This window comes from Pseudomonas fluorescens, assembly GCF_902497625.1.
Classification (GTDB): domain Bacteria; phylum Pseudomonadota; class Gammaproteobacteria; order Pseudomonadales; family Pseudomonadaceae; genus Aquipseudomonas; species Aquipseudomonas fluorescens_BQ.
In genome coordinates this window covers 1-20,779 of sequence record NZ_CABVGX010000056.1, presented here as the reverse complement: position 1 = coordinate 20,779, position 20,779 = coordinate 1, and the positions used below count along the sequence as shown (strand labels likewise).

The 20,779-nt window shown below is 56.2% G+C and carries 15 protein-coding genes; all 15 read left to right on the top strand.

Annotated features, from left to right (window positions below; translation table 11 throughout):
• Positions 1-4 precede the first annotated feature (4 nt).
• Positions 5-1,573: a flagellar hook-associated protein 3 gene (locus tag F8N12_RS24420; RefSeq protein WP_150582663.1), complete on the top strand. Its 1,569-nt coding sequence runs from the start codon at positions 5-7 to the stop codon at positions 1,571-1,573.
• An 88-nt stretch (positions 1,574-1,661) separates the two neighbouring features.
• Positions 1,662-5,231 carry a glycosyltransferase gene (locus F8N12_RS24415; RefSeq protein WP_150582662.1) on the top strand — a complete coding sequence of 1,190 codons (3,570 nt, stop codon included), beginning with the start codon at positions 1,662-1,664 and terminating at the stop codon, positions 5,229-5,231.
• 63 nt (positions 5,232-5,294) lie between these two features.
• Positions 5,295-8,138, top strand: coding sequence for a glycosyltransferase (locus F8N12_RS24410; RefSeq protein WP_150582661.1), 2,844 nt, complete (start codon positions 5,295-5,297; stop codon positions 8,136-8,138).
• Positions 8,135-9,892: a methyltransferase domain-containing protein gene (locus F8N12_RS27965; RefSeq protein ID WP_224787746.1), complete on the top strand. Its 1,758-nt coding sequence runs from the start codon at positions 8,135-8,137 to the stop codon at positions 9,890-9,892. Before F8N12_RS24410 ends, F8N12_RS27965 begins: the two co-directional genes overlap by 4 nt.
• Positions 9,893-10,119: 227 nt before the next feature.
• Positions 10,120-11,046 carry a ketoacyl-ACP synthase III gene (locus F8N12_RS24395; protein ID WP_150582660.1) on the top strand — a complete coding sequence of 309 codons (927 nt, stop codon included), beginning with the start codon at positions 10,120-10,122 and terminating at the stop codon, positions 11,044-11,046.
• A gap of 273 nt (positions 11,047-11,319) precedes the next feature.
• Positions 11,320-12,165, top strand: a complete 846-nt coding sequence (locus F8N12_RS24390) for a flagellin domain-containing protein (protein ID WP_150582659.1) — start codon at positions 11,320-11,322, stop codon at positions 12,163-12,165.
• Positions 12,166-12,240: 75 nt separating this feature from the next.
• Positions 12,241-12,606 (top strand): flagellar protein FlaG, encoded by a 366-nt coding sequence (locus tag F8N12_RS24385; RefSeq protein ID WP_150582658.1) that lies wholly within the window; start codon positions 12,241-12,243, stop codon positions 12,604-12,606.
• A gap of 82 nt (positions 12,607-12,688) precedes the next feature.
• Positions 12,689-14,110, top strand: coding sequence for a flagellar filament capping protein FliD (gene fliD / locus F8N12_RS24380; protein WP_150582657.1), 1,422 nt, complete (start codon positions 12,689-12,691; stop codon positions 14,108-14,110).
• 129 nt (positions 14,111-14,239) lie between these two features.
• Positions 14,240-14,635 (top strand): flagellar export chaperone FliS, encoded by a 396-nt coding sequence (fliS, locus tag F8N12_RS24375; RefSeq protein WP_150582656.1) that lies wholly within the window; start codon positions 14,240-14,242, stop codon positions 14,633-14,635.
• 10 nt (positions 14,636-14,645) lie between these two features.
• Positions 14,646-14,942 carry a flagellar protein FliT gene (locus F8N12_RS24370; protein WP_150582655.1) on the top strand — a complete coding sequence of 99 codons (297 nt, stop codon included), beginning with the start codon at positions 14,646-14,648 and terminating at the stop codon, positions 14,940-14,942.
• Between the two features lie 173 nt (positions 14,943-15,115).
• Entirely contained in the window at positions 15,116-16,591 is a 1,476-nt protein-coding gene (locus F8N12_RS24365; protein WP_150582654.1) for a sigma-54 dependent transcriptional regulator, read from the top strand.
• Positions 16,592-16,701: 110 nt separating this feature from the next.
• A complete protein-coding gene (locus tag F8N12_RS24360; protein WP_150582653.1) occupies positions 16,702-17,925 on the top strand; it encodes a sensor histidine kinase in 1,224 nt (407 codons plus the stop codon).
• Positions 17,922-19,313, top strand: a complete 1,392-nt coding sequence (locus F8N12_RS24355) for a sigma-54-dependent transcriptional regulator (RefSeq protein WP_150582652.1) — start codon at positions 17,922-17,924, stop codon at positions 19,311-19,313. The genes F8N12_RS24360 and F8N12_RS24355 overlap by 4 nt, the downstream gene beginning before the upstream one ends.
• 129 nt (positions 19,314-19,442) lie before the next feature.
• The gene (gene fliE / locus F8N12_RS24350) at positions 19,443-19,772 is read left to right on the top strand and encodes a flagellar hook-basal body complex protein FliE (protein WP_150582651.1); all 330 of its coding nucleotides are present in this window, start codon (positions 19,443-19,445) and stop codon (positions 19,770-19,772) included.
• A 15-nt stretch (positions 19,773-19,787) separates the two neighbouring features.
• Positions 19,788-20,779 (top strand): flagellar basal-body MS-ring/collar protein FliF (fliF, locus tag F8N12_RS24345; RefSeq protein ID WP_150582650.1); only part of this gene is annotated, 992 nt, incomplete at its 3' end.

Sequence of the window (20,779 nt, the reverse complement as noted above, 5' to 3'; positions counted from 1 at the left end):
GTCCATGCGCATTTCTACCGCCCAGTTTTACGAGTCCACGGCTGCGAACTATCAGAAGAATTTCGCCAACATCGTCAAAAGCAGTGAAGAGGCCAGCAGCCTGGTGCGCGTGAACACCGCTGCGGATGATCCGGTTGGCGCTTCGCGTTTGTTGCAGTTGGGACAGCAGGCTTCGATGCTGGATCAGTACGCAGCCAACACCAGCACCATTAAAGCGACACTGGGTCAGGCCGAATCGGTTATGACCAGCATCAACAATGTTTTGCAACGTGCCAAGGAACTGGCGATTGGCGCCAATAACGCCGGCTACACCGACGCTGACCGTCAGGCCAACGCTTCGGAGCTGGGGCAGATCGAAGAGCAGCTGCTGAGCCTGATGAACAGCAAGGACGAAAACGGCAAGTACATCTTTGCCGGTTCCAAGGGCGACACCGTGCCGTTCACGCGCAACACCGACGGCACCTACACCTACAACGGTGACCAGGCGACTCTGGATCTGCCGGTCGGCGACAGCATGTCGATGGCCACCAACAGCACGGGTTGGGAAGTTTTTCAGCAGGCGATCAACACCAATCGTAGTCAAGTTACGCAGACCGCGCCGGTTCCGGCTGACAGCCGCGCGACCCTGTCTGACGGGCAGGTGACGTCGAACACGGCGTTCAACAACAAGTTTCGCAGCGGCGAGCCGTACACCGTAGAGTTCGTCAGCGGCACTCAGCTGAAGATCACCGCCGCAAACGGCGACGACGTGACCAATGAAGCCAGCCAGAATGGCGTGGTTGGCAGTGGTAAAAACCAGACCGTGAGTTTTCGCGGCGTCGACCTGACTCTGAACGTCAACCTGCAGGCCGGCGAAAGTGCCGCGCTGCTCACCGGCCACTCCTTCACACTGGGCGCCAAGCCAGACACGTTCAACGTCTCGCGCAGCCCTGGCAATCCGAGCCCGACCCAGGTGACGGGCACTAACGTCACCGATCCGGCTGCTTACAACGCCAGCTTCCCGAGCGGTTCGGCGGTCTTGAAGTTCACCACCGCCACCGCGTTCGACCTCTATTCCGCACCGATCACCGCCGACAGCAAGCCTGTGTCCAGTGGCAGCATGGTCGGCAATGTCGCGACGGCGTCGGGCGTCAGTTTCACTTTGAACAACACTGTGGCCGATCCGCTGGCAACAGGCGATCAGTTCAGCGTGGCGGTCAACACTCACGAAACCCAGAACATTCTGGACACTGTGAGCCAGTTGAAGTCGGCGTTGAATACGCCGACCGCAGGGGACCCTGTGGCGACCCAGAAACAGATCGCCGCGATGTCCGCGGGCATGGCCAACCTGGCCAGCGGGATTGATCAGGTGTCTGTCGGTTTGAGTTCGGTCGGTGGTCGCGGCGCGGCGCTGGATACCCAGAGCGACACCAATCAGGCACTGGTGTTGGCCAATGCCCAAACGCAGTCGTCGATCCGCGATTCCGATCCGGCCGAAGTGCTGACCCGACTGACCTTGCAGCAAACCATGCTGCAGGCTTCGCAGCTGGCGTTCAGCAAAATCGCGCAGTTGGGTTTGTTCAACAAGGTTTGAGGAAGTTTGTGGCCGCGCCACTTTCCAGGTGTGTGTCAGTTGTTGCCTGCTTGTCTTAGCGGGCACTTTTTTGTCAGGGACATAAGTCGTGAAGCCATTGCCACTCGTCACTATCGCCATACCTGCTTTCTCCCCGCGTTTTTTTGAGATGGCGTTGCAGAGTGCGGTAGATCAGACGTATCCACATCTCGAGATCGTTGTTTGCGATGACAGTGACGGTGTTGAGATCGAGCAGATGGTCATGGCCAGGATTCGCGCATGTCAAACCGGCATCCGTTACCTGCGTAACTCGCATCAGCTTGGATTCGCCGGCAATCTTCAGCGGTGTGTGGACAATGCTCAGGGCGAGTTCATCAAGGTGTTGTGTGACGATGATCGCTTGTTCTCGCACTGCGTGAGTGAACAGGCTGAAGCATTGAACGACTGCTCGGAGGCCAAACTTGCGATCTCTCCGCGTCTGTTTTCTGATGAAAACAATTACATTCTGCCGCGCCGATTACAGAACGTATCGCTGCCGTTGGGCAACAGTTTACTCAAGGGACAGGACATTCTGGCTTTCCTGGACGAGCAGGCTGTCAGTTTTCTCGGTAACTTTTCAGCCGCGTTGATACGTGCGAGTGATTTGCGAGAACTGCTGCCAGCGCTGACTCAGCCAGGTCTAGGATTCTTGGCAATTCTGGATCTGGTGATGTTTGTTTGTCTGCTACGTCGAGCTGATTTGATCATGCTCCGTAGGCCAGGCTCCATAGAACGATTGCATCCGAATCGTTTGAGCAAGCAGGTTGATACCCTGACCCATGCAAAGAGCGAATGGGAATGGCTCATGCAAATGTTGGCGTCGCGTACAGGTGAAGATGCGCCTGCTGACGGCTGGGTGCGCTTTGTCGATCTTGCCGACGCCCACGTCTCACCAAGGCAGTGGAAAGAGTTACCGATCAAAAGAATATTGGGCACTTGGCAAACGCGGCTGAATTCCAGGGTCGGCAGTAATTGTGAGAATTACGACGAGCTCTATCAGCAATGGCTCTCCTGCCGGAAGTTTTCTGACATTCAGCGCCACTTGCTGCCGCAGACCCTCGCCGCCTGGCCTGCCAAGCCGCGAATCATTGCGGTAGTGCTTGATCATCAGGGCAGCGACAGCGAGATGCGCTCCACCCTGGATAGCCTGTCCGCTCAATTGTATGCGCCATCAAGTGTTGTGGTTTTTTCCAACACCTTTGTCGAACGAAGCGGGCAACTGATCACTGGGGCGTTGCACAAGGATTGGGCCACACAGGTCAATGAATTGCCGACGCAGGTAGCGGGCGACTGGATCTATCTGCTGCGTGCCGGCGACGTCTTGAGCGAATCGGCATTGCTGGTGCTGGCAGAGCGAATTGCAGCCACCCCGAATCTGGCCTGTGTGTATAGCGACGAAGGTGAGTTGAAGGAGGGGCGCTCCCTTGGGCCGGTATTCAAACCCGACTTCAATCTGGACTTGCTGCGCAGCTACCCTTACGTAGGGCGATCCCTCGCATTTTCCTGCCAGACTCTCGTTGAACTTGGCGGTTTTAATGCCGATTTTGGTGAGCTTGCGCCTCATGATCTGCTGTGGCGTATTGCCGAATCTGCAGGGCTGGCGGCTATCGAACACATCGCCGAGGTTCAGCTCGAATCAACGTTTACCTTTGCGCAATGGGTTTCATCTCCTGAGGTCACCGAACAAAACCCGCGAGTGCTGTCGGCACACTTGCAACGGCTGGACGTCGCCCATCAGCTCCACAAAGGAGGTCAGCCTTGGCTCAATCGAGTCGACTATCTGCTTGATCAGCAGCCCATGGTTTCTATTATGGTCCCCTGTGGTGACGATCTCGCAGCCCTGCAGGCTTGTGTCGAAGGGCTCATCGAACGTACATCTGTTACTCGCTACGAAATACTGATCGTCAGCAGACAGACAGCCTCGATTGAAATGCGTAACTGGCTCGCGGCCATGGCGGATCTGGCGCCTTCAATGTTGAAGGTGCTGCACAATCCGGGAGCGGACACGTTCGTCAGTGCCGTCAACTTTGCAGCCGGTCAGGCGCAAGGTGATTTTCTTTTGCTGCTTTCGCCCACATTGCGAGTGCTCAATGGCGACTGGCTGAATGAATTGTTGAATCATGCCATTCGTCCCGAGGTGGGAATTGTCGGGCCCAAGGTGGTCAGCGCCGAGGGGAAAATTGTCGGCATGGGGGCTGTATTGGCGCTGGGGCCTTGCGCAAAAGCGGCGTTTGAAGGCGTCGATGTGCAGAGCCCTGGTTATATGCAGCGCCTGCAGGTGGTGCAGAACTGGAGCGCGGTCAGTGGCGCCTGCCTGATGGTTCGCAAAGAAGTTTTCCAGAGCGTCGGTGGTCTGGAGGACCGCGCGTTTGGTGCTGCCCTTGCTGAAGTGGACTTTTGTTTGAAAGTCGGCTCCGAGGGATATCTGGTGGTCAGCACCCCCTACGCGACGGTGCTTGGCTCCTCGGCTTCTTATCTCACGATCACCGGGAATTCTGCGAAGGACCTGGAGGAGCGGGATGCGCTATATCGTCGATGGCTTCCCACGTTTGTCAAAGATCCTGCCTACAGCCCGGTTCTGAGTCCGGCCAATGCCAACTTCGCTCTGGAGCCAGGGATGTTGAGTGGTTGGGCCCCGTTTCGCTCACGTTCACTTCCATTCGTTCTCGGGTTGCCAGTGAACGCCTCCGCAGTAGGGCACTATCGGGTCGTGCAGCCTTTCCTGGAGCTTGAGGCGGCAGGTCACATAACGGGACGCTTAAGCTACGAGACGCCTGCGGACATGGGTTTTGAGCGGATGAAGCCGGATATCGTAATCTTTCAGCTGCGTCACACCGCGTCGGCCGTGGACGATATGGCGCATCTGAAAAGGTTTTCCAATGTCAGGAGTATCTTCGAAATAGACGATTACATCCTTGATGTGCCGAAGAAGAATATCCACGCAAGGGACAAGCCCGCGGATGTCCGGGAGCAGTTGCAGCGCGGCATTGCGCAATGTGAGCGAGTCATCGTTACCACTAATGCTTTGGCCAACGCATTGAGCGACATGCATCGCGATATCCGCGTTGTGCCCAATATGCTCGCGCAACACCTCTGGAGCGACGTACGCAGTATGCGCGGCACCTCCAGCAAACCACGCGTTGGCTGGGGAGGCGGGACCAGCCATACCGGAGATCTGGAAATCATCGCTGATGTGGTGCGAGAGCTGGCAAATGAGGTGGAGTGGGTGTTTTTCGGCATGTGCCCTGATGCGTTACGGCCTTACATTCATGAGTTCCATTCTTGCGTAGGTCTGGATATCTATCCGCAGAAGCTGGCCAGCCTGAACCTCGATCTGGCGCTTGCGCCGTTGGAGTTCCACCTGTTCAACGACTGCAAGAGCAATCTGCGTTTGCTGGAGTACGGCGCGTGCGGCTATCCCGTCGTCTGCACCGATACAGAAGCCTATCGCGGTTATCTGCCGTGTACGCGCGTGCGCACCAACAGTACTCAGGAATGGCTTGAAGCTATTCGCATGCATTTGAATGATCCCCAAGGCAGCTACCGCATGGGTGATGAGTTGCGCACAGTTGTCATGCGCGACTTTGTACTGAGTCAAAACAATCTTCAGCCATGGGTTAATGCCTGGCTGGTGAACTGATCGTTGGTTCGGCCTGGCGGTCGGTCAGGGTCGACATTGAATATCTGGGTTAAGGGTTCGGCTATGGGTGAAGTATCAATGGCAGCTGCGTCGACGCTGAATGACGTCACGATCATCCTGCTGGGAAGTCCCGGATCAGATTACCTGCAAAGAGCAGACGGGTATTACAGTTCCCGAATCAACCATCTGATGACGGTGGGTATGGAGGTCGCGGGCAGGCCAACATCCCGATCGCCTGTAAAAGACTGGAAGCCTGCGCTGATTGCAAGCTTGCAGCGTGTTGTAACGCCCTATGTAGTCCTGGCTTCAGAGAGCGACTTTCTTCTGTTCGATGCGCTTGAAGAGAACATAGGTTTTTTGAATACGCATTTGCAGTATTCGCTTAGCCAAGGCCATGCACTGAACTATAGGCCAGGTAATGGATGCACCGGCTTTCACAAGCATGGCGCGGCACTTGTGAAGCATGACGATGCGGGGTCCTCCCTCGATCGGATTGGCCGGTTCACGACGGGTGGGATCGACGCTTGGCGAGCAGTCGTCAGGACGCAAGTCCTGTTGCAGATCGCTCAGGACCTACCCGGTGAGTTGGCATTTGAAGGGGCAATGGCTGCTCTTTCGTTCGGGCTGCTGGCCGAGCACCACGCCGCAGTCCTGCCGGTGACCTATAGCCTGGTTGAATACACCGCCGATGCGGCTGTTGCCACTGACCTTGAAGTTGAACGTGCGCGTTTCACACCGCTTGTCCGTCAATGGGACGCGGACCGCTGGCAACTGTGCAGGACACCCGAGGGAATCAAAGTTCTAGAAGGATTCGTCAGGACTTTTTTGAGTAAACGTACCGCGCCGCTGTTGTTTACTTCCCGTTGGACCAGTGTGTCGCAAAGGCCGGAGTGGAATTTTGAAAGCCGACAGTTCGTTGAGATGCCCTATTACGACTCGGCGTTATTCAACGCTTTAGAGCAGTTGGAGTGCCTGGTCCACGCCTGGCCAGCCGGCTCGCAGCACATTCATGCTCTGGAAGGCGTATGGGTGCGCCAGCGTGAGCTAATGGCCGTGCAGCTGAACGATACGCCCGATAGTTTGCTGCTGCGTTATCAGCAGGCGTTCTCGCTCGGCATGTTTAATAAGCAAGTCTGCGAGCGATTGATTGCAACACTTGATGCAACACAAGACGCGCTTCAGGCACAACAGATAAGCACGTGGTATCAGCGGTTGATCGCAGCAGGCGCGGCGGACGTTGAGCGTCTGCTGGAACAAACCCAATCCGGTCAAATTCTTGAAGCTGTCCAGTGTGCTGCGCCGGACGACGAGGGCACCGCGCGGGTTCTCAAGCATCTCGAAAAGCATCCATCGCCCCTAGTGACATTTCTGCTCATTGATCTGCAGGGCAGTGACGAGGCCCTGCAAAAAACCTTCGATAGTTTGATTGCCAGCGGTTTACGCACGTTCAAGATCGTGGTTTTGCGCGACGGTAAGCTAGCGGCAATCACCACGATCGAAGATACGGTGCATTTTGTAAAAGTCACCCAGGACAACCTGACTGCACGATTGAACCAGTTGTTGGGCCAACTTCGCAGTGAATGGCTGATGGTGCTTGATGCAGGGGATGTTCTGACCCGTGGCGGTCTTCTGCGCCTGCATACCGAATTGCCTTGGGCGAGCCAGTGTCGGGCAATCTCGGCGAATGAAATTCATCGCGACGTTGATGGCCGACTGGTCAGTCTGGTACGCCCCGGAACCAATCTTGAACTGCTGCGAAGCCGCCCGGATTTGATGTCGAAGCATTGGCTGGTTCGTCGTCAGGAAGTCTTGAACCTTGGCGGTTACAGCAATGCTTGCCCGGCAACTTTTGAGTTCGACCTGTTGCTCAGAATGATTGAGCGTCAGGGCGTAGCCGGCTTGGCCCATATGGATGAATACCTGGTCATCGGCGACAGTCCCGGCGATTCGATGAACAGGAAGGCGATCGAGACATTGAAGCGCCATCTGACGATTTTGGGCTATGGCGCGCAGGTCGATCTGGTGGCGGGCGGTACGTTGAACGTCGATTATCGTCACTACCAGACTCCACAAGTCAGCATTTTGTTGGCTGCGGAAAATGATCTGGCAGCACTCAAAGCGTGTCTTGGCTGTGTAACCCAGCGCACCCGTTACCAGCATTACGAAGTGATTGTCGTCGCAGATAACGCCTGCCCCGACGAAATCCGCAGCTATTTGTCCAGGTTCGAAGGTAATAGCGGACGGGTCAAAGTGATCTGGTGTCCGCAAGTTCTGTCACGGGCCGAACTCTTCAACCAGGCTCTTCAGTACGCGTCGGGCGAATATCTGGTGCTGTTGTCCAGTCGTAGTCATATCGCGACACCGGCCTGGATCGAGTGGATGTTGAAACAGGCGCTGCGCCCTGAAGTCGGGATTGTCGGGTGCAAGATGCACGATGCCGATGGATTCATCAGTCACGCCGGGTACGATCTTGTTGCGGCGGCAAAGGTCGTTTCCCCGTGGATCGGTCTTTCGCACACGGCGTTGGAACCTGCCTTGGGCGTCGGCACTGAGCGCAATTGCCAAGCGGTTTCGAGCGACTGCCTGATGGTGCGTAAATCCATATTCGAGCAGGTCGGAGGACTTGAGTACTTCGAGCGCAGTTCTCTGGCCGGTGATCTGGATTTCTGTTTGAAAGTGGCTCAGGCGGGCTGGTCCACAGTATGGGCGCCGCAGGCGCAGGTGATTAATCCGGGCGTCATGGTCGATGAACTGATACTCGCAGCAGTAGTGTCCGAGCGCTGGCCCAATGCGTTCACGGCCCGCTCGGAAGTTGAGGGGAGGTACGGCATCGATGTTTCGAGAACCGCTTCGGATCAACAATCGCTTGAATTGACTTGGCTTACAGCTCTGGAGGAAGGCCAGTGATCGAGGGCAAAGCAGTTGGCTGTGGCATCACCACGTTTAATCGTCCAGAGCAGTTGCAACGGCTGTACCGGTCGTTACCGCCGGGCGTCATTGATCATGTGGTTGTGGTCAACGATGGGTTGCCCTTCGAACCCGATTTTGGCGATGACGCTCATACCTTCATTCAGAATGAACGAAATCTGGGTGTGGCAAAGTCAAAGAACAAAGCCATTGAGCATCTGCTGGAGGCGGGAGCCGAGCATATATTTTTGATTGAAGACGATATATTCGTTCAAGACCCGTCAGTATTCGAGCGGTACATTGACGTTTCGCGCACTACCGGTATTCAGCACCTCAACTTCAGTCAGCACGGGTTGATGAACAAGACCGCGGACGGCAGGCCAAATCCGCGAGCCACTATCACGTATGAGGAAGGGTTGCAGGTTCCGTTTTACCCACACTGCGTGGGAGCATTTTCTTATTACTCCCGGCGCTGCCTGCTGGATGCGGGAGGGATGGATGAGGGTTTCTACAATGCCATCGAGCATGTCGAGCACACACTCAGGATCATTCAGTCCGGGCAGCATCCAGCGTTCTGGTATTTTGCGGATATCCCCGCTTCGGCTAGCTATCTGGGCGATGAAACCTGGAGCGTCGAGCAGTCGACTATATCCTCCAGGATCGATCGTGACCTGATAGTCCGTAACGCCACGGCTTACTTCCAGGAAAAACACGGCGTTGTACCCGTGGCTTTGCCATTGGCATCATCCGAGGACTTTGTTGCAGGGCTGCAGGATATCCTTGCACGATACGGCCAGTCTCGGCAGTGCAGGGCTGCACCCGAAACCAGCGGCAATCGAGGAATGGCACTGGCCCACAAATACTGTGTAGGCAGTGGCATAGAGCTTGGCGCGGCGGCACACAACGCATTCTATTTGCCGCAATGCCTGAATGTTGCGCCGAGTGACGGCATCAATTATGTGCATGAACGCGACTTGGCGGACTATCTCAAGTACAAGCAGGCTCAGGTCGATCGAACTGGAGAGATGATCAAGGTGGACCTGGTGGGGGACTTTCAGTCCATTCACTGCAGGAATCAGGCGTTTGACTATCTCGTCAGCTCCCATGTGATCGAGCATGCGCCCAATGTGTTGGCTGCCTATGTTGAGTCGCAGCGAGTGCTGAAAGACTTTGGTGTGTTCTTCTGTATTTTCCCCAAACGGGTGGCGGCAAAAAGTGATGCCACACGCGCATTAAGCACATTGCCGGCGATGATCGAGGCGTTCCAATTGGGTGTCGATGTTCATTCGATGCCTGAGAACGACTGGCGCGAGCACTATCAGGTGTTCTCGTTGCAAAGCATGTTGCAGGTGATCAACTACCTCAACAATAGTGGCTTAGGCTGCTGGTACATCGAATGCGTGGAAGAAACCGACAGCAAGGTCGGCAATGGACATACGATTGTAGTGCGCAAATTTGAAGGACTTGCCGGGACCCGTTGGCTTGATGAGACGGCGTTTGCCGGTGAGTTCAGTCGTCTGTGGCAGGCCGGGCGTTTGGGTGAAGCGCTGGCGATGCTCAAAGTGTCTTTGTCCTTTGATTTCTTCGACGCCGTGAAATTGCATCTGGCGGCCCATCTCAGTCGAGAGTTGGGGGATTCGCATGAAGCGGTTGAGTTCTTGCGCCAGGCATTGATTGTCGAGCCGGAGAACGAAGAGTTTCGCAAGGTCTTTTATGAGTGGACCGGTAGCTATTTCACCAATCCGGTGTTGTAAATCCACCTCCTGCAGGTCGCAGCCCGATGCAGGCGGCAAGGTCAGCAGGAGGGGAGGACAAGCAGGTGGCGAGTAAAATATGCGTAATCGTGACTTGGCAGTCGAAACGTGCATCTTTACTCTAATCAGCCGCCGCACCGGCGTCGGGTGTGATCGCAGAGGGGGCCGCCTGCTGCTGTCTTGCCTGGACGTTCGTGAATATCCGCCATATCTATCGGGAAGCCACAATGATTGGCATCAAAAGCATCGCGAGTTATGTACCTGTCGAAGGTGTGGACAATTACGCCCAAGGTGCGAAGTTCGCCAAAGACCAGGATTTTATTCTGGGCAAGATCGGCTCCACCTTCTTGCCGCGAAAGGGAGTCGAACAGGAAACTTCCGATCTTTGCGTTGAAGCAGTTAGAGCCTTGTTCGCTGCCAATCCGACATTGTCGCCAGACGCTATAGATGCACTGATCGTTGTTACGCAGAACGGGGATGAAGAGGGGTTGCCCCACACGGCTGCCATTGTTCAGGACAAACTGGGTCTGCCGACCCACGTAGCCGCCTTTGATATTTCTTTGGGTTGCTCCGGTTACGTTTACGGCATCTATGCCATGAAAGGCTTCATGGAAGCGGCAGGCTTGAAGAACGGTCTGCTCATTACCGCCGACCCGTATTCGAAAATCGTCGATCCTGAAGACCGCAACACCACCATGCTCTTCGGTGACGCAGCCACTGCCACGTGGATGGCCGAAGACGCGCCATGGTTGCTGGGCAAAGCCAAGTTCGGCACGGATGGTTCCGGTGCGCCGCACCTGAAAGTCAGCGAAGGTGTATTTTTCATGAATGGCCGACAGGTCTTCAACTTTGCCTTGCTGAAGGTGCCTGCCCACTTGCACGAGTTGCTCGACGAGTCGGCGCTGCAAGCCAGCGACATTGATGCGTTCTGTATTCACCAAGGCAGCGCGGCCATCGTTGATGCGGTGGCACGACGTTTTGAAGGCGAGCCTGAGAAATTCATCAAGGACATGGTCGAGACCGGCAACACCGTGTCGTCGAGCATACCTTTATTGCTGGAAAAACACGTTTTGGCTTCAGCATGGAACCGAGTGGCCATCAGCGGGTTTGGTGTTGGATTGTCATGGGGATCGGCGATTCTCTATCGCGGCTGATTTCTCAAGGTTCATTTAGTGCGCTGCCGGTCCTGCCGACAGCGTTTTTTTTTGCCCGAATTTCATGTGGCAGTATTTTTGACGTCATTTTTTTAGGCGAGGCAAGCGCCAAGTCCTTGATTTACAGGGGGTGGCAGTCTGCTAGTAAAATTTTTTAAAAAAGCCCTCAAGCAACCCGCTCTGACGACGATAACTATTACGAAGGTTCTCTAGGCCACACCCGGCGCTTGCCAGGGCCGGAAGCCGCAGTACCCAACCAACGAGGAATTCGTCATGGCTTTAACAGTAAACACTAACGTCACATCGTTGAATGTTCAGAAAAACCTGAACAAGGCTTCCGATGCTCTGTCGACTTCGATGACTCGTCTGTCGTCCGGTCTGAAAATCAACAGCGCCAAAGATGACGCTGCCGGCCTGCAAATCGCCACCCGCATGACTTCGCAAATCCGCGGTCAGACTATGGCGATCAAAAACGCCAACGACGGTATTTCCATCGCCCAGACCGCTGAAGGCGCGATGCAGGAACAAACCAACATTCTGCAGCGTATGCGTGAACTGGCCATCCAGTCGCGTAACAGCTCGAACAGCACCGACGACCGTGATGCACTGAACAAAGAGTTCATGCAAATGTCGCAAGAGCTGACTCGTATTGCAGACAGCACCCAGCTCAACGGCAAAAATCTGCTGAACACCGCTAGCAACGAAATGACTTTCCAGGTTGGTTCCGAAACCAGCGCCGACAACCAGATCTCGATTACTCTGGGTGACTTAAAGGCGGACACCTTGGGTGTTGACAGCGGCACAATCGCAATCTCTGGTGCAGACAGCGACATCCAGGCTAACTTCTCGGCTGCTGTTGACGCGATCGACAGTGCCCTGCAAACCATCAACAGCTCCCGTGCTGACCTTGGTGCCGCGCAAAACCGTCTGACCAGCACCATCTCCAACCTGCAGAACATCAACGAAAACGCCAGTGCTGCACTGGGTCGCGTACAAGATACCGACTTCGCTGCTGAAACCGCACAGCTGACCAAGCAACAAACTCTGCAACAGGCCTCTACCGCAGTACTGGCTCAGGCCAACCAACTGCCATCCGCTGTACTGAAACTGCTTCAGTAATAGCTGGATGAGTTTTGGGCGGGGGAGCGCGTTTATCGTGCTCTCTCGCTTTTTTGATTTAGCGAGGTGATGGACATGGATATGAGCGTGAAGCTGAACTTGTCTTATCCTGCGGCCAAGCCGGTAGCGCCCGTTGCTGAGGCAACCGCAGAAAAGCCTCGAGCTGATGCTGCGCCAGTGGCATTGGTCAAGGATGAGCCCAAGGATGCGATCAGTGAGCGGGATAAACTGAAGATGGCCGTTCAGGAAATCGAAAAATTCGTTCAGTCGGTCAAGCGCAACCTGGAGTTCTCTATTGATGAGCCTTCAGGCAAAGTCGTAGTTAAAGTCATTGCCAGTGATTCCGGTGAAGTGGTCCGTCAGATCCCCAATGAAGAAGTCCTGAAGCTGGCCAATAGCTTGAATGACGCGAGCAGCCTGCTGTTCAGCGCGAGAGCCTGACGGCTGGCATGATACTTGTTGTTATGTTCTTTTGAGCGTTGTAGTGGTCAAAAGACCGGCGAGACACTGAAGGGAGATACACATGGCAAGTCCAATACTACCCGGCTCGGGTTTAGGCTCTGGCCTTGACACCGGCGCTATCGTCAAAGCCTTGGTGAATGCTGACAAAGCGGCCAAGCAAGGTCAGATCGACCGTGGAACTGCAACTAACACCGCAAGCATTTCCGGTATCGGAACCTTGAAGTCCTTGATGGCTGCCTTTACCAAGTCCATGACTGACTTGGGAAACAAAACCAACCCGCTGTTTTCCGGGTTTGCTGCGGCTTCCTCTGATCTGAAAATCGTTACGGCCACCGCTGGTAACGCAGCCGTGGGTGGTAACTACGCCATCAATGTCAAAAATCTAGCCACCTCATCCAAAGTGTCCAGTCAGGCTTTCGCCGGTGGAACGGCAAGCGCTATCACTGAGGGCTCGCTGATCATCAAGCAGGGCACCGGGACGTACAATCTGGATATAAAACCCGGCGCTACACTGCAATCGGTTCGAGACTCAATCAACGCCGATACGTCGCTCAAAGATGCCGGTATCAGTGCCAACATCGTGACTGACTCCTTTGGTTCACGTCTTGTGCTGGGTTCGAGCACTACTGGCGCCAGTTCGGATATTTCCGTCTCTGGCATCCCTGAGTTGGCCATCGATGGCACGAAAGTCGTGGGTACAACCGGCTCCCCAATGACCGCAGCGTCTGCGGGTTCAATCGGTGCTTTGGCTGTAGATGCCAGTTTCACAGTCGACGGTATGGTGCTGACCAGCAAGAGCAATACTGTGGACAAGGCGGTATCTGGGCTGACTTTCAACCTGGTGGCAGTGGGGACTTCGACCGTTACGGTGTCTACCAACACCGATGGCCTTAAAGCTTCTATCCAGAAGTTCGTCGATGCCTACAATGCAATCGCCAATAGCGTCACCTCGTTGACCAAGCCTTCGCTTGATGACGATGGTAACCCGACCATACCGGCAGCATTGACCGGGGATGCGCTGCCTCGTTCGATCCTGGCAGCCATACGCGGTCCGTTGTCTGAAACCGGTGCGGGAGACAAGCTTACGGTGTTGGCGCAGTTGGGTATTACCACCAATCAGAAGACAGGCGCGCTCGATTTTGATAGCACCAAATTCACCGCTGCATTGAATGACAAAAAACTGGGCGGTGAGGTTCAGGAATTGTTCACGGGTAGCAACGGTCTGCTGGAGCGCATGAATAAGGCTATTGCGCCTTTTTCAGAAACGGCCGGTATTCTGGACCAGCGTTCGGCCACCCTGAGCAAAACCAAAACCAAGCTGGCAAACGACCAGGCGGCCCTTGATCGTCGTATTGACACGCTGACTGCGGTCCTCACCAAAAAATACAACGACATGGACACGCTCGTCGGTAAGCTAAAGGCCACTGCCAGCAACATCACGTCGATGTTCGAAGCAATGGCTGCACAGCAGAAGAACAGCTGATAGCGTGATAACGCCAAAAGCCCGGCAGCGTGATTTGACGCTCCGGGCTTTCGTGTTTGGCGGCTAAAGTTTTTTGACGCGCCGTCGATACATTGTTTAACGAATCACAGATTTCAGATGAGGTAGAACATGAACCCGATGTTAGCCCTTCGCCAATACCAGAAGATTGGCGCGCAGGCGCAGACTTCCGAAGCCAGTCCCCATCGTCTCGTACAGATGCTGATGGAAGGAGGCCTCGATCGTATTGCCCAGGCCAAAGGCGCGATAGAGCGTAAAGACATACCTAACAAAGGTGTGTTGATTGGCAAGGCCATCGGCATTATTGGTGGCCTGCGAGAAGGTCTTGATTTGGAAAACCAGGCGGCGTCAGTAGGTGAACTGGATAACCTCTACACCTACATGATGAAGCGTCTGGCCGAAGCCAACATCAAGACCGACCCAAAAATCCTCGACGAAGTCGCCGATCTGCTCCGCACCGTCAAAGACGGATGGGATGCTATCGCCGCGCCGGGTCCGCAGTTTTAAGGAGATCACCATGAGTCTTGTCTTGCAGCGTATCGAACAAACCCGTGAAGGCCTGGTGGGTGCACTGGCCGAGCGAAACTGGGAAGCCATAGGTGCATTGGACCTGGCTTGCCGATCCTGCATGGAAGACGTCTTGAGTGAAGCTACCGTGGACGAAGCCGCGTTGCGCGACAATCTCGAAGAGTTGCTGGGCGTCTACAAAAAGCTGCTTGAAGCAGCGACAGGTGAGCGTCAGGCGATCGTTGACGAGATGTCGCAGATCCATCAAGCGCAGAGCGCAGCAAAGGTTTACCATCTGTTCGGTTGAAAAACCGTCAGTTAATCGAAACTTTTCTGCGCCATAAATTTGACTGTGCGCATTTTTTTGACTTAACTAGTGGCTGTTTCCGATTACCAGACGTCTACAGGCATATGGTGTCTGCAAGCGTCCAGCTTGCCCCTTTTTGGGCATCCGAGTTTGACTAGGGAAGTTGCTATTGCATGTGGCGTGAAACCAAAATTCTGCTGATTGATGACGATAGCGTCCGTCGCCGCGACCTGGCGGTGATTTTGAATTTTCTCGGCGAAGAAAATTTACCCTGCGCAAGCTATGACTGGCAGCAGGCTGTCGGCTCGTTATCGTCAAGTCGTGAAGTGATCTGTGTCCTGATCGGGACCGTCAATGCGCCAGGCGCACTTTCAGGCTTGTTAAAGACACTCGCAACCTGGGATGAGTTCCTTCCGGTTTTGTTAATGGGCGATAATTCTTCCGTTGACTTGCCTGAAGACCAGCGCCGCAGAGTGCTTTCGACGCTGGAAATGCCGCCCAGCTACAGCAAATTGCTGGATTCCCTGCACCGTGCCCAGGTCTATCGCGAGATGTACGATCAGGCCCGCGAGCGCGGCCGCCACCGTGAACCCAATCTTTTCCGCAGTCTCGTCGGTACCAGCCGAGCGATTCAACATGTCCGGCAGATGATGCAGCAGGTTGCAGACACTGACGCCAGCGTGCTGATCCTCGGCGAATCCGGCACTGGCAAGGAAGTGGTAGCGCGCAACCTGCACTATCACTCCAAGCGACGTGACGGGCCCTTTGTACCGGTCAACTGCGGCGCGATCCCGGCGGAATTGTTGGAAAGTGAGCTGTTTGGCCATGAAAAGGGCGCCTTTACCGGCGCGATCACCAGCCGCGCCGGACGTTTTGAACTGGCCAACGGCGGCACCCTGTTCCTCGACGAGATCGGCGACATGCCGCTGCCGATGCAGGTCAAGCTGTTGCGCGTGTTGCAGGAACGCACCTTCGAACGCGTGGGCAGCAACAAGACCCAGAGTGTCGACGTGCGCATCATTGCGGCGACCCACAAGAACCTCGAAAGCATGATCGAGATCGGCACCTTTCGCGAAGACCTCTACTATCGCCTGAACGTGTTCCCGATCGAGATGGCGCCCCTGCGCGAGCGCGTCGAAGATATCCCGCTGCTGATGAATGAGCTGATCTCGCGCATGGAGCACGAGAAGCGCGGTTCCATTCGCTTCAACTCCGCCGCGATCATGTCGCTGTGCCGCCACGGCTGGCCGGGCAACGTTCGCGAACTTGCCAACCTCGTCGAGCGCATGGCGATCATGCATCCGTACGGCGTGATCGGTGTGGTCGAGTTGCCGAAGAAATTCCGCTATGTGGACGATGAAGACGAGCAACTGGTCGACAGCTTGCGCAGCGATCTCGAAGAGCGCGTGGCCATCAACGGCCATACACCCGATTTCACCGCGAACGCCATGCTGCCGCCGGAAGGCCTGGACCTCAAGGACTACCTCGGTGGTCTCGAGCAAGGGCTGATTCAGCAAGCGCTGGATGATGCCAACGGCATCGTTGCCCGTGCTGCCGAACGCCTGCGGATTCGTCGCACGACGCTGGTGGAAAAGATGCGCAAGTACGGCATGAGCCGTCGTGACGGTGATGAACAGGCGGATGATTGACGCCTATTTTTCAAGTCCTTCATTTATAGCCGGTTTTTTTTAGGCACGGGTATTGCTACATCCCTCGCAACATTCCGTTTCACTGACGGTCAACCAAGCGAGAGAGCACAATGCCCCAAGCCGCGCAGATATTTCCTGTCCTTGACGTATCGGGGCAACCCTCGTCCGTAGAACAGGCGAGCCGGCTTGGTCTCGAGCAGGCATTCTCGCTGTTCAATCAGATGTCCAGCCAGTTGACTGATTCCTACAGTTTGCTTGAGGCACGGGTCACCGAGCTCAAGGGTGAGCTGGCCGTGGTGAGCGCTCAGCGCATGCAGGAGCTGGCGGAAAAAGAACGCTTGGCCAACCGCCTGCAGAACCTCCTCGATCTGTTACCCGGCGGTGTCATCGTCATTGATGCCCAAGGCATCGTGCGTGAAGCCAACCCTGCCGCCTGTGAGCTGCTCGGTCTGCCCCTGGAGGGCGAGTTGTGGCGCCATGTGATTGCCCGTTGCTTCGCACCCCGCGAGGACGATGGTCATGAAATCTCCCTGAAGGATGGCCGACGCCTGTCCATCGCCACCCGCTCGCTGGACGCCGAGCCCGGTCAACTGGTGTTGCTCAACGACTTGACGGAAACCCGTCATCTGCAAGATCAACTGGCGCGGCATGAACGCCTGTCTTCACTAGGCAAAATGGTCGCTTCGCTGGCCCACCAGATTCGCACGCCATTGTCGGCTGCGTTGCTCTATGCCAGTCATCTGACCGAGCAGACTTTGCCGGTGCAAACCCAGCAACGTTTTGCCGGACGACTGAAAGAGCGTCTGCACGAGCTGGAACATCAAGTCCGCGACATGCTGGTGTTTGCGCGCGGTGAGTTGCCATTGACCGATCGCATCACTCCGGCGTTGTTGATGCAATCGTTGCAATCGGCTGCGCTGACGCATGTTCAGGACTTGCCAATCCGCTGGCAATGTGACAGTCACGCGGGGGAGTTACTCTGCAACCGCGATACGCTGGTCGGCGCCATTCTCAATCTGCTCGAAAATGCCATCCAGGCCAGCGCCGGTGAAGTGCGCCTCAAAGTTCATCTTTATGCCCGTAGCGGTACCTTGCGTCTGTGCGTCAGCGACAATGGCAGTGGCATCGCCGGCAAGGATCTGGCGCGATTGGGTGAGCCCTTTTTTACCACCAAAACCACCGGCACCGGTCTGGGCCTTACCGTGGTCAAGGCAGTGGCGCGTGCCCATCAGGGCGAATTGCAGCTGCGCTCGCGATTGGGTCGTGGGACCTGTGCATTAGTGATCCTGCCGTTATTCTCCAGCGAGCGGCCGAATGCGCGGGTTACACAATGAGCAGGCCAATCAAGGTTCTCCTGGTAGAGGACGACCGTTCGTTACGCGAAGCATTGGCTGACACGCTGTTGCTCGCCGGCCACGACTACAAGGCGGTCGGTTCGGCAGAAGAAGCGCTGGAGGCGGTCGCCATCGAACCCTTCAATCTTGTCCTCAGTGACGTCAATATGCCCGGCATGGACGGTCATCAGTTGCTCGGTCTATTGCGCGCACGTCAGCCGCACCTGCCGGTGTTGCTGATGACGGCCCATGGCGCAGTCGAGCGCGCGGTCGATGCCATGCGCCAGGGGGCTGCGGATTATCTGGTCAAACCCTTCGAGCCCAAAGCGCTGCTGGATCTGGTGGAGCGCCATGCGCTGGGTGCTCTCGGCGCAGTAGAGGGCGAAGGCCCGGTCGCTTTCGAGCCTGCCAGCGCGCAGTTGCTGGAATTGGCGGCGCGGGTTGCGCGCAGTGATTCCACGGTGCTGATCTCCGGTGAGTCCGGCACCGGTAAAGAAGTGCTCGCCCGTTATATCCACCAGCATTCCCATCGCGCCGCCCAGCCGTTCGTCGCGATCAACTGCGCGGCGATCCCTGACAACATGCTCGAAGCAACTTTGTTCGGTCACGAGAAAGGCTCATTCACCGGCGCCATTGCAGCCCAGGCCGGCAAATTCGAGCAGGCTGATGGTGGCACGATTCTGCTTGATGAGATTTCCGAGATGCCGCTGGGCCTTCAGGCCAAACTGTTGCGTGTTTTGCAGGAGCGCGAAGTCGAACGCGTCGGCGCTCGCAAGCCGATCACTTTGGATATCAGGGTGGTCGCCACCACCAACCGAGACCTGGCCGGTGAAGTGGCGGCGGGGCGCTTTCGCGAAGATCTCTATTACCGGCTCTCGGTATTCCCGCTTGCCTGGCGCCCGTTACGCGAGCGCACCGCCGATATCCTGCCGCTGGCAGAGCGGCTTTTGAACAAACACGTCAATAAAATGAAACATGCTCCAGCGAAATTATCGCCAGCGGCGCAGGCCTGCCTGATCGCTTACCCATGGCCAGGCAATGTGCGTGAGCTGGACAACGCCATTCAGCGCGCGTTGATACTCCAGCAGGGGGGCTTGATCCAGCCCCAGGACTTCTGCCTGAGCGGGCCGGTCACGTATGCGCCATTGCCTACCGTTGCGCCTGCGGCAGCCCGCAGCATCGAAATCGAGCCTGAACCCGGCGGCGCGCTGGGCGATGACCTGCGTCGTCGCGAATTCCAGCTGATCATCGACACCCTGCGAGCCGAGCGTGGCCGGCGCAAGGAAGCGGCGGAGCGTCTGGGCATCAGCCCGCGCACCTTGCGTTACAAGCTGGCGCAAATGCGCGACGCCGGTATGGATGTGGAAGCGTACCTGTTCGCCACTTGACCCCCCCTGCGACAAACTCGCGCAGACCTTTTGTTCAGTGCTGCCGGTGAGCTGGCACCGGTCTTGCTAACTCCTCACTACCCGTCGAGTGAGTGTCAAAAAATTGCGGGTCGCCTAAGAGAGCAGATCATGAGCCAAGGTATTGAATTCAATCGATTGATGCTGGATATGCGTGCCATGCAAATGGATGCCATGTCTGCGCCTAAATCGACGGCCGCCGTCCCTGAATTGAGCGGCAGCAGCTTTTCCGACATGCTCGGTCAGGCCGTTAATAAAGTCAGCGAAACCCAGCAAGCGTCCAGTCAGTTGGCCTCCGCCTTCGAAATTGGCAAAAGCGGCGTTGACCTGACGGACGTGATGATTGCCTCGCAGAAAGCCAGCGTGTCTATGCAGGCGTTGACCCAGGTGCGTAACAAACTGGTTCAGGCTTACCAAGACATCATGCAGATGCCGGTATAAGGACGAGATTGAGTAATGGCAGATGCAGCCGCCGATAATGTTCCGGCCAAGTCCACTCCGATAGACGGCAAACCGCCGCTATTCGGTTTGTCCTTTCTGGAAAACCTCTCCGAGATGACCATGTTGCGTCAGGTCGGCCTGTTGGTTGGCCTGGCAGCGAGCGTGGCCATTGGCTTCGCCGTCGTGTTGTGGTCGCAGCAACCGGACTACCGCCCGTTGTACGGCAGCCTTGCCGGTATGGATGCCAAACAGGTCATGGATACCCTGGCCGCCGCGGATATTCCCTATACCGTTGAACCGAATTCCGGCGCCTTGCTGGTCAAGGCCGAAGACCTGTCCCGTGCGCGACTCAAGCTCGCGGGCGCTGGTGTCACTCCCAGCGACGGCAATATCGGTTTCGAGATTCTGGACAAGGAACAGGGCCTGGGTACCAGCCAGTTCATGGAGGCGACCCGCTATCGTCGCGGCCTTGAGGGCGAACTGGCGCGGACCATTTCCAGCCTGAACAACGTCAAGGGCGCTCGCGTGCACCTGGCTATTCCGAAAAGCTCGGTGTTCGTGCGCGACGAACGCAAGCCAAGTGCGTCGGTGCTGGTCGAGCTGTATTCGGGCCGTTCACTGGAGCCGGGTCAGGTCGTGGCGATCATCAACCTGGTCGCGACCAGCGTGCCTGAGCTGAGCAAATCGCAGATCACCGTGGTCGACCAGAAAGGCAATTTACTGTCGGATCAGGCGGAGAACTCCGAGCTGACCATGGCCGGCAAGCAATTCGATTACAGCCGCCGTATGGAAAGCATGCTGACTCAGCGTGTGCACAACATCCTGCAGCCGGTGTTGGGCAATGATCGTTACAAAGCCGAAGTCTCGGCTGACGTGGATTTCAGCGCCGTTGAATCAACCACCGAGCAATTCAACCCGGATCAGCCGGCGTTGCGCAGTGAGCAGTCGGTCAACGAACAGCGCACCACCAGCAATGGCCCGCAAGGTATTCCGGGCGCGTTGAGCAA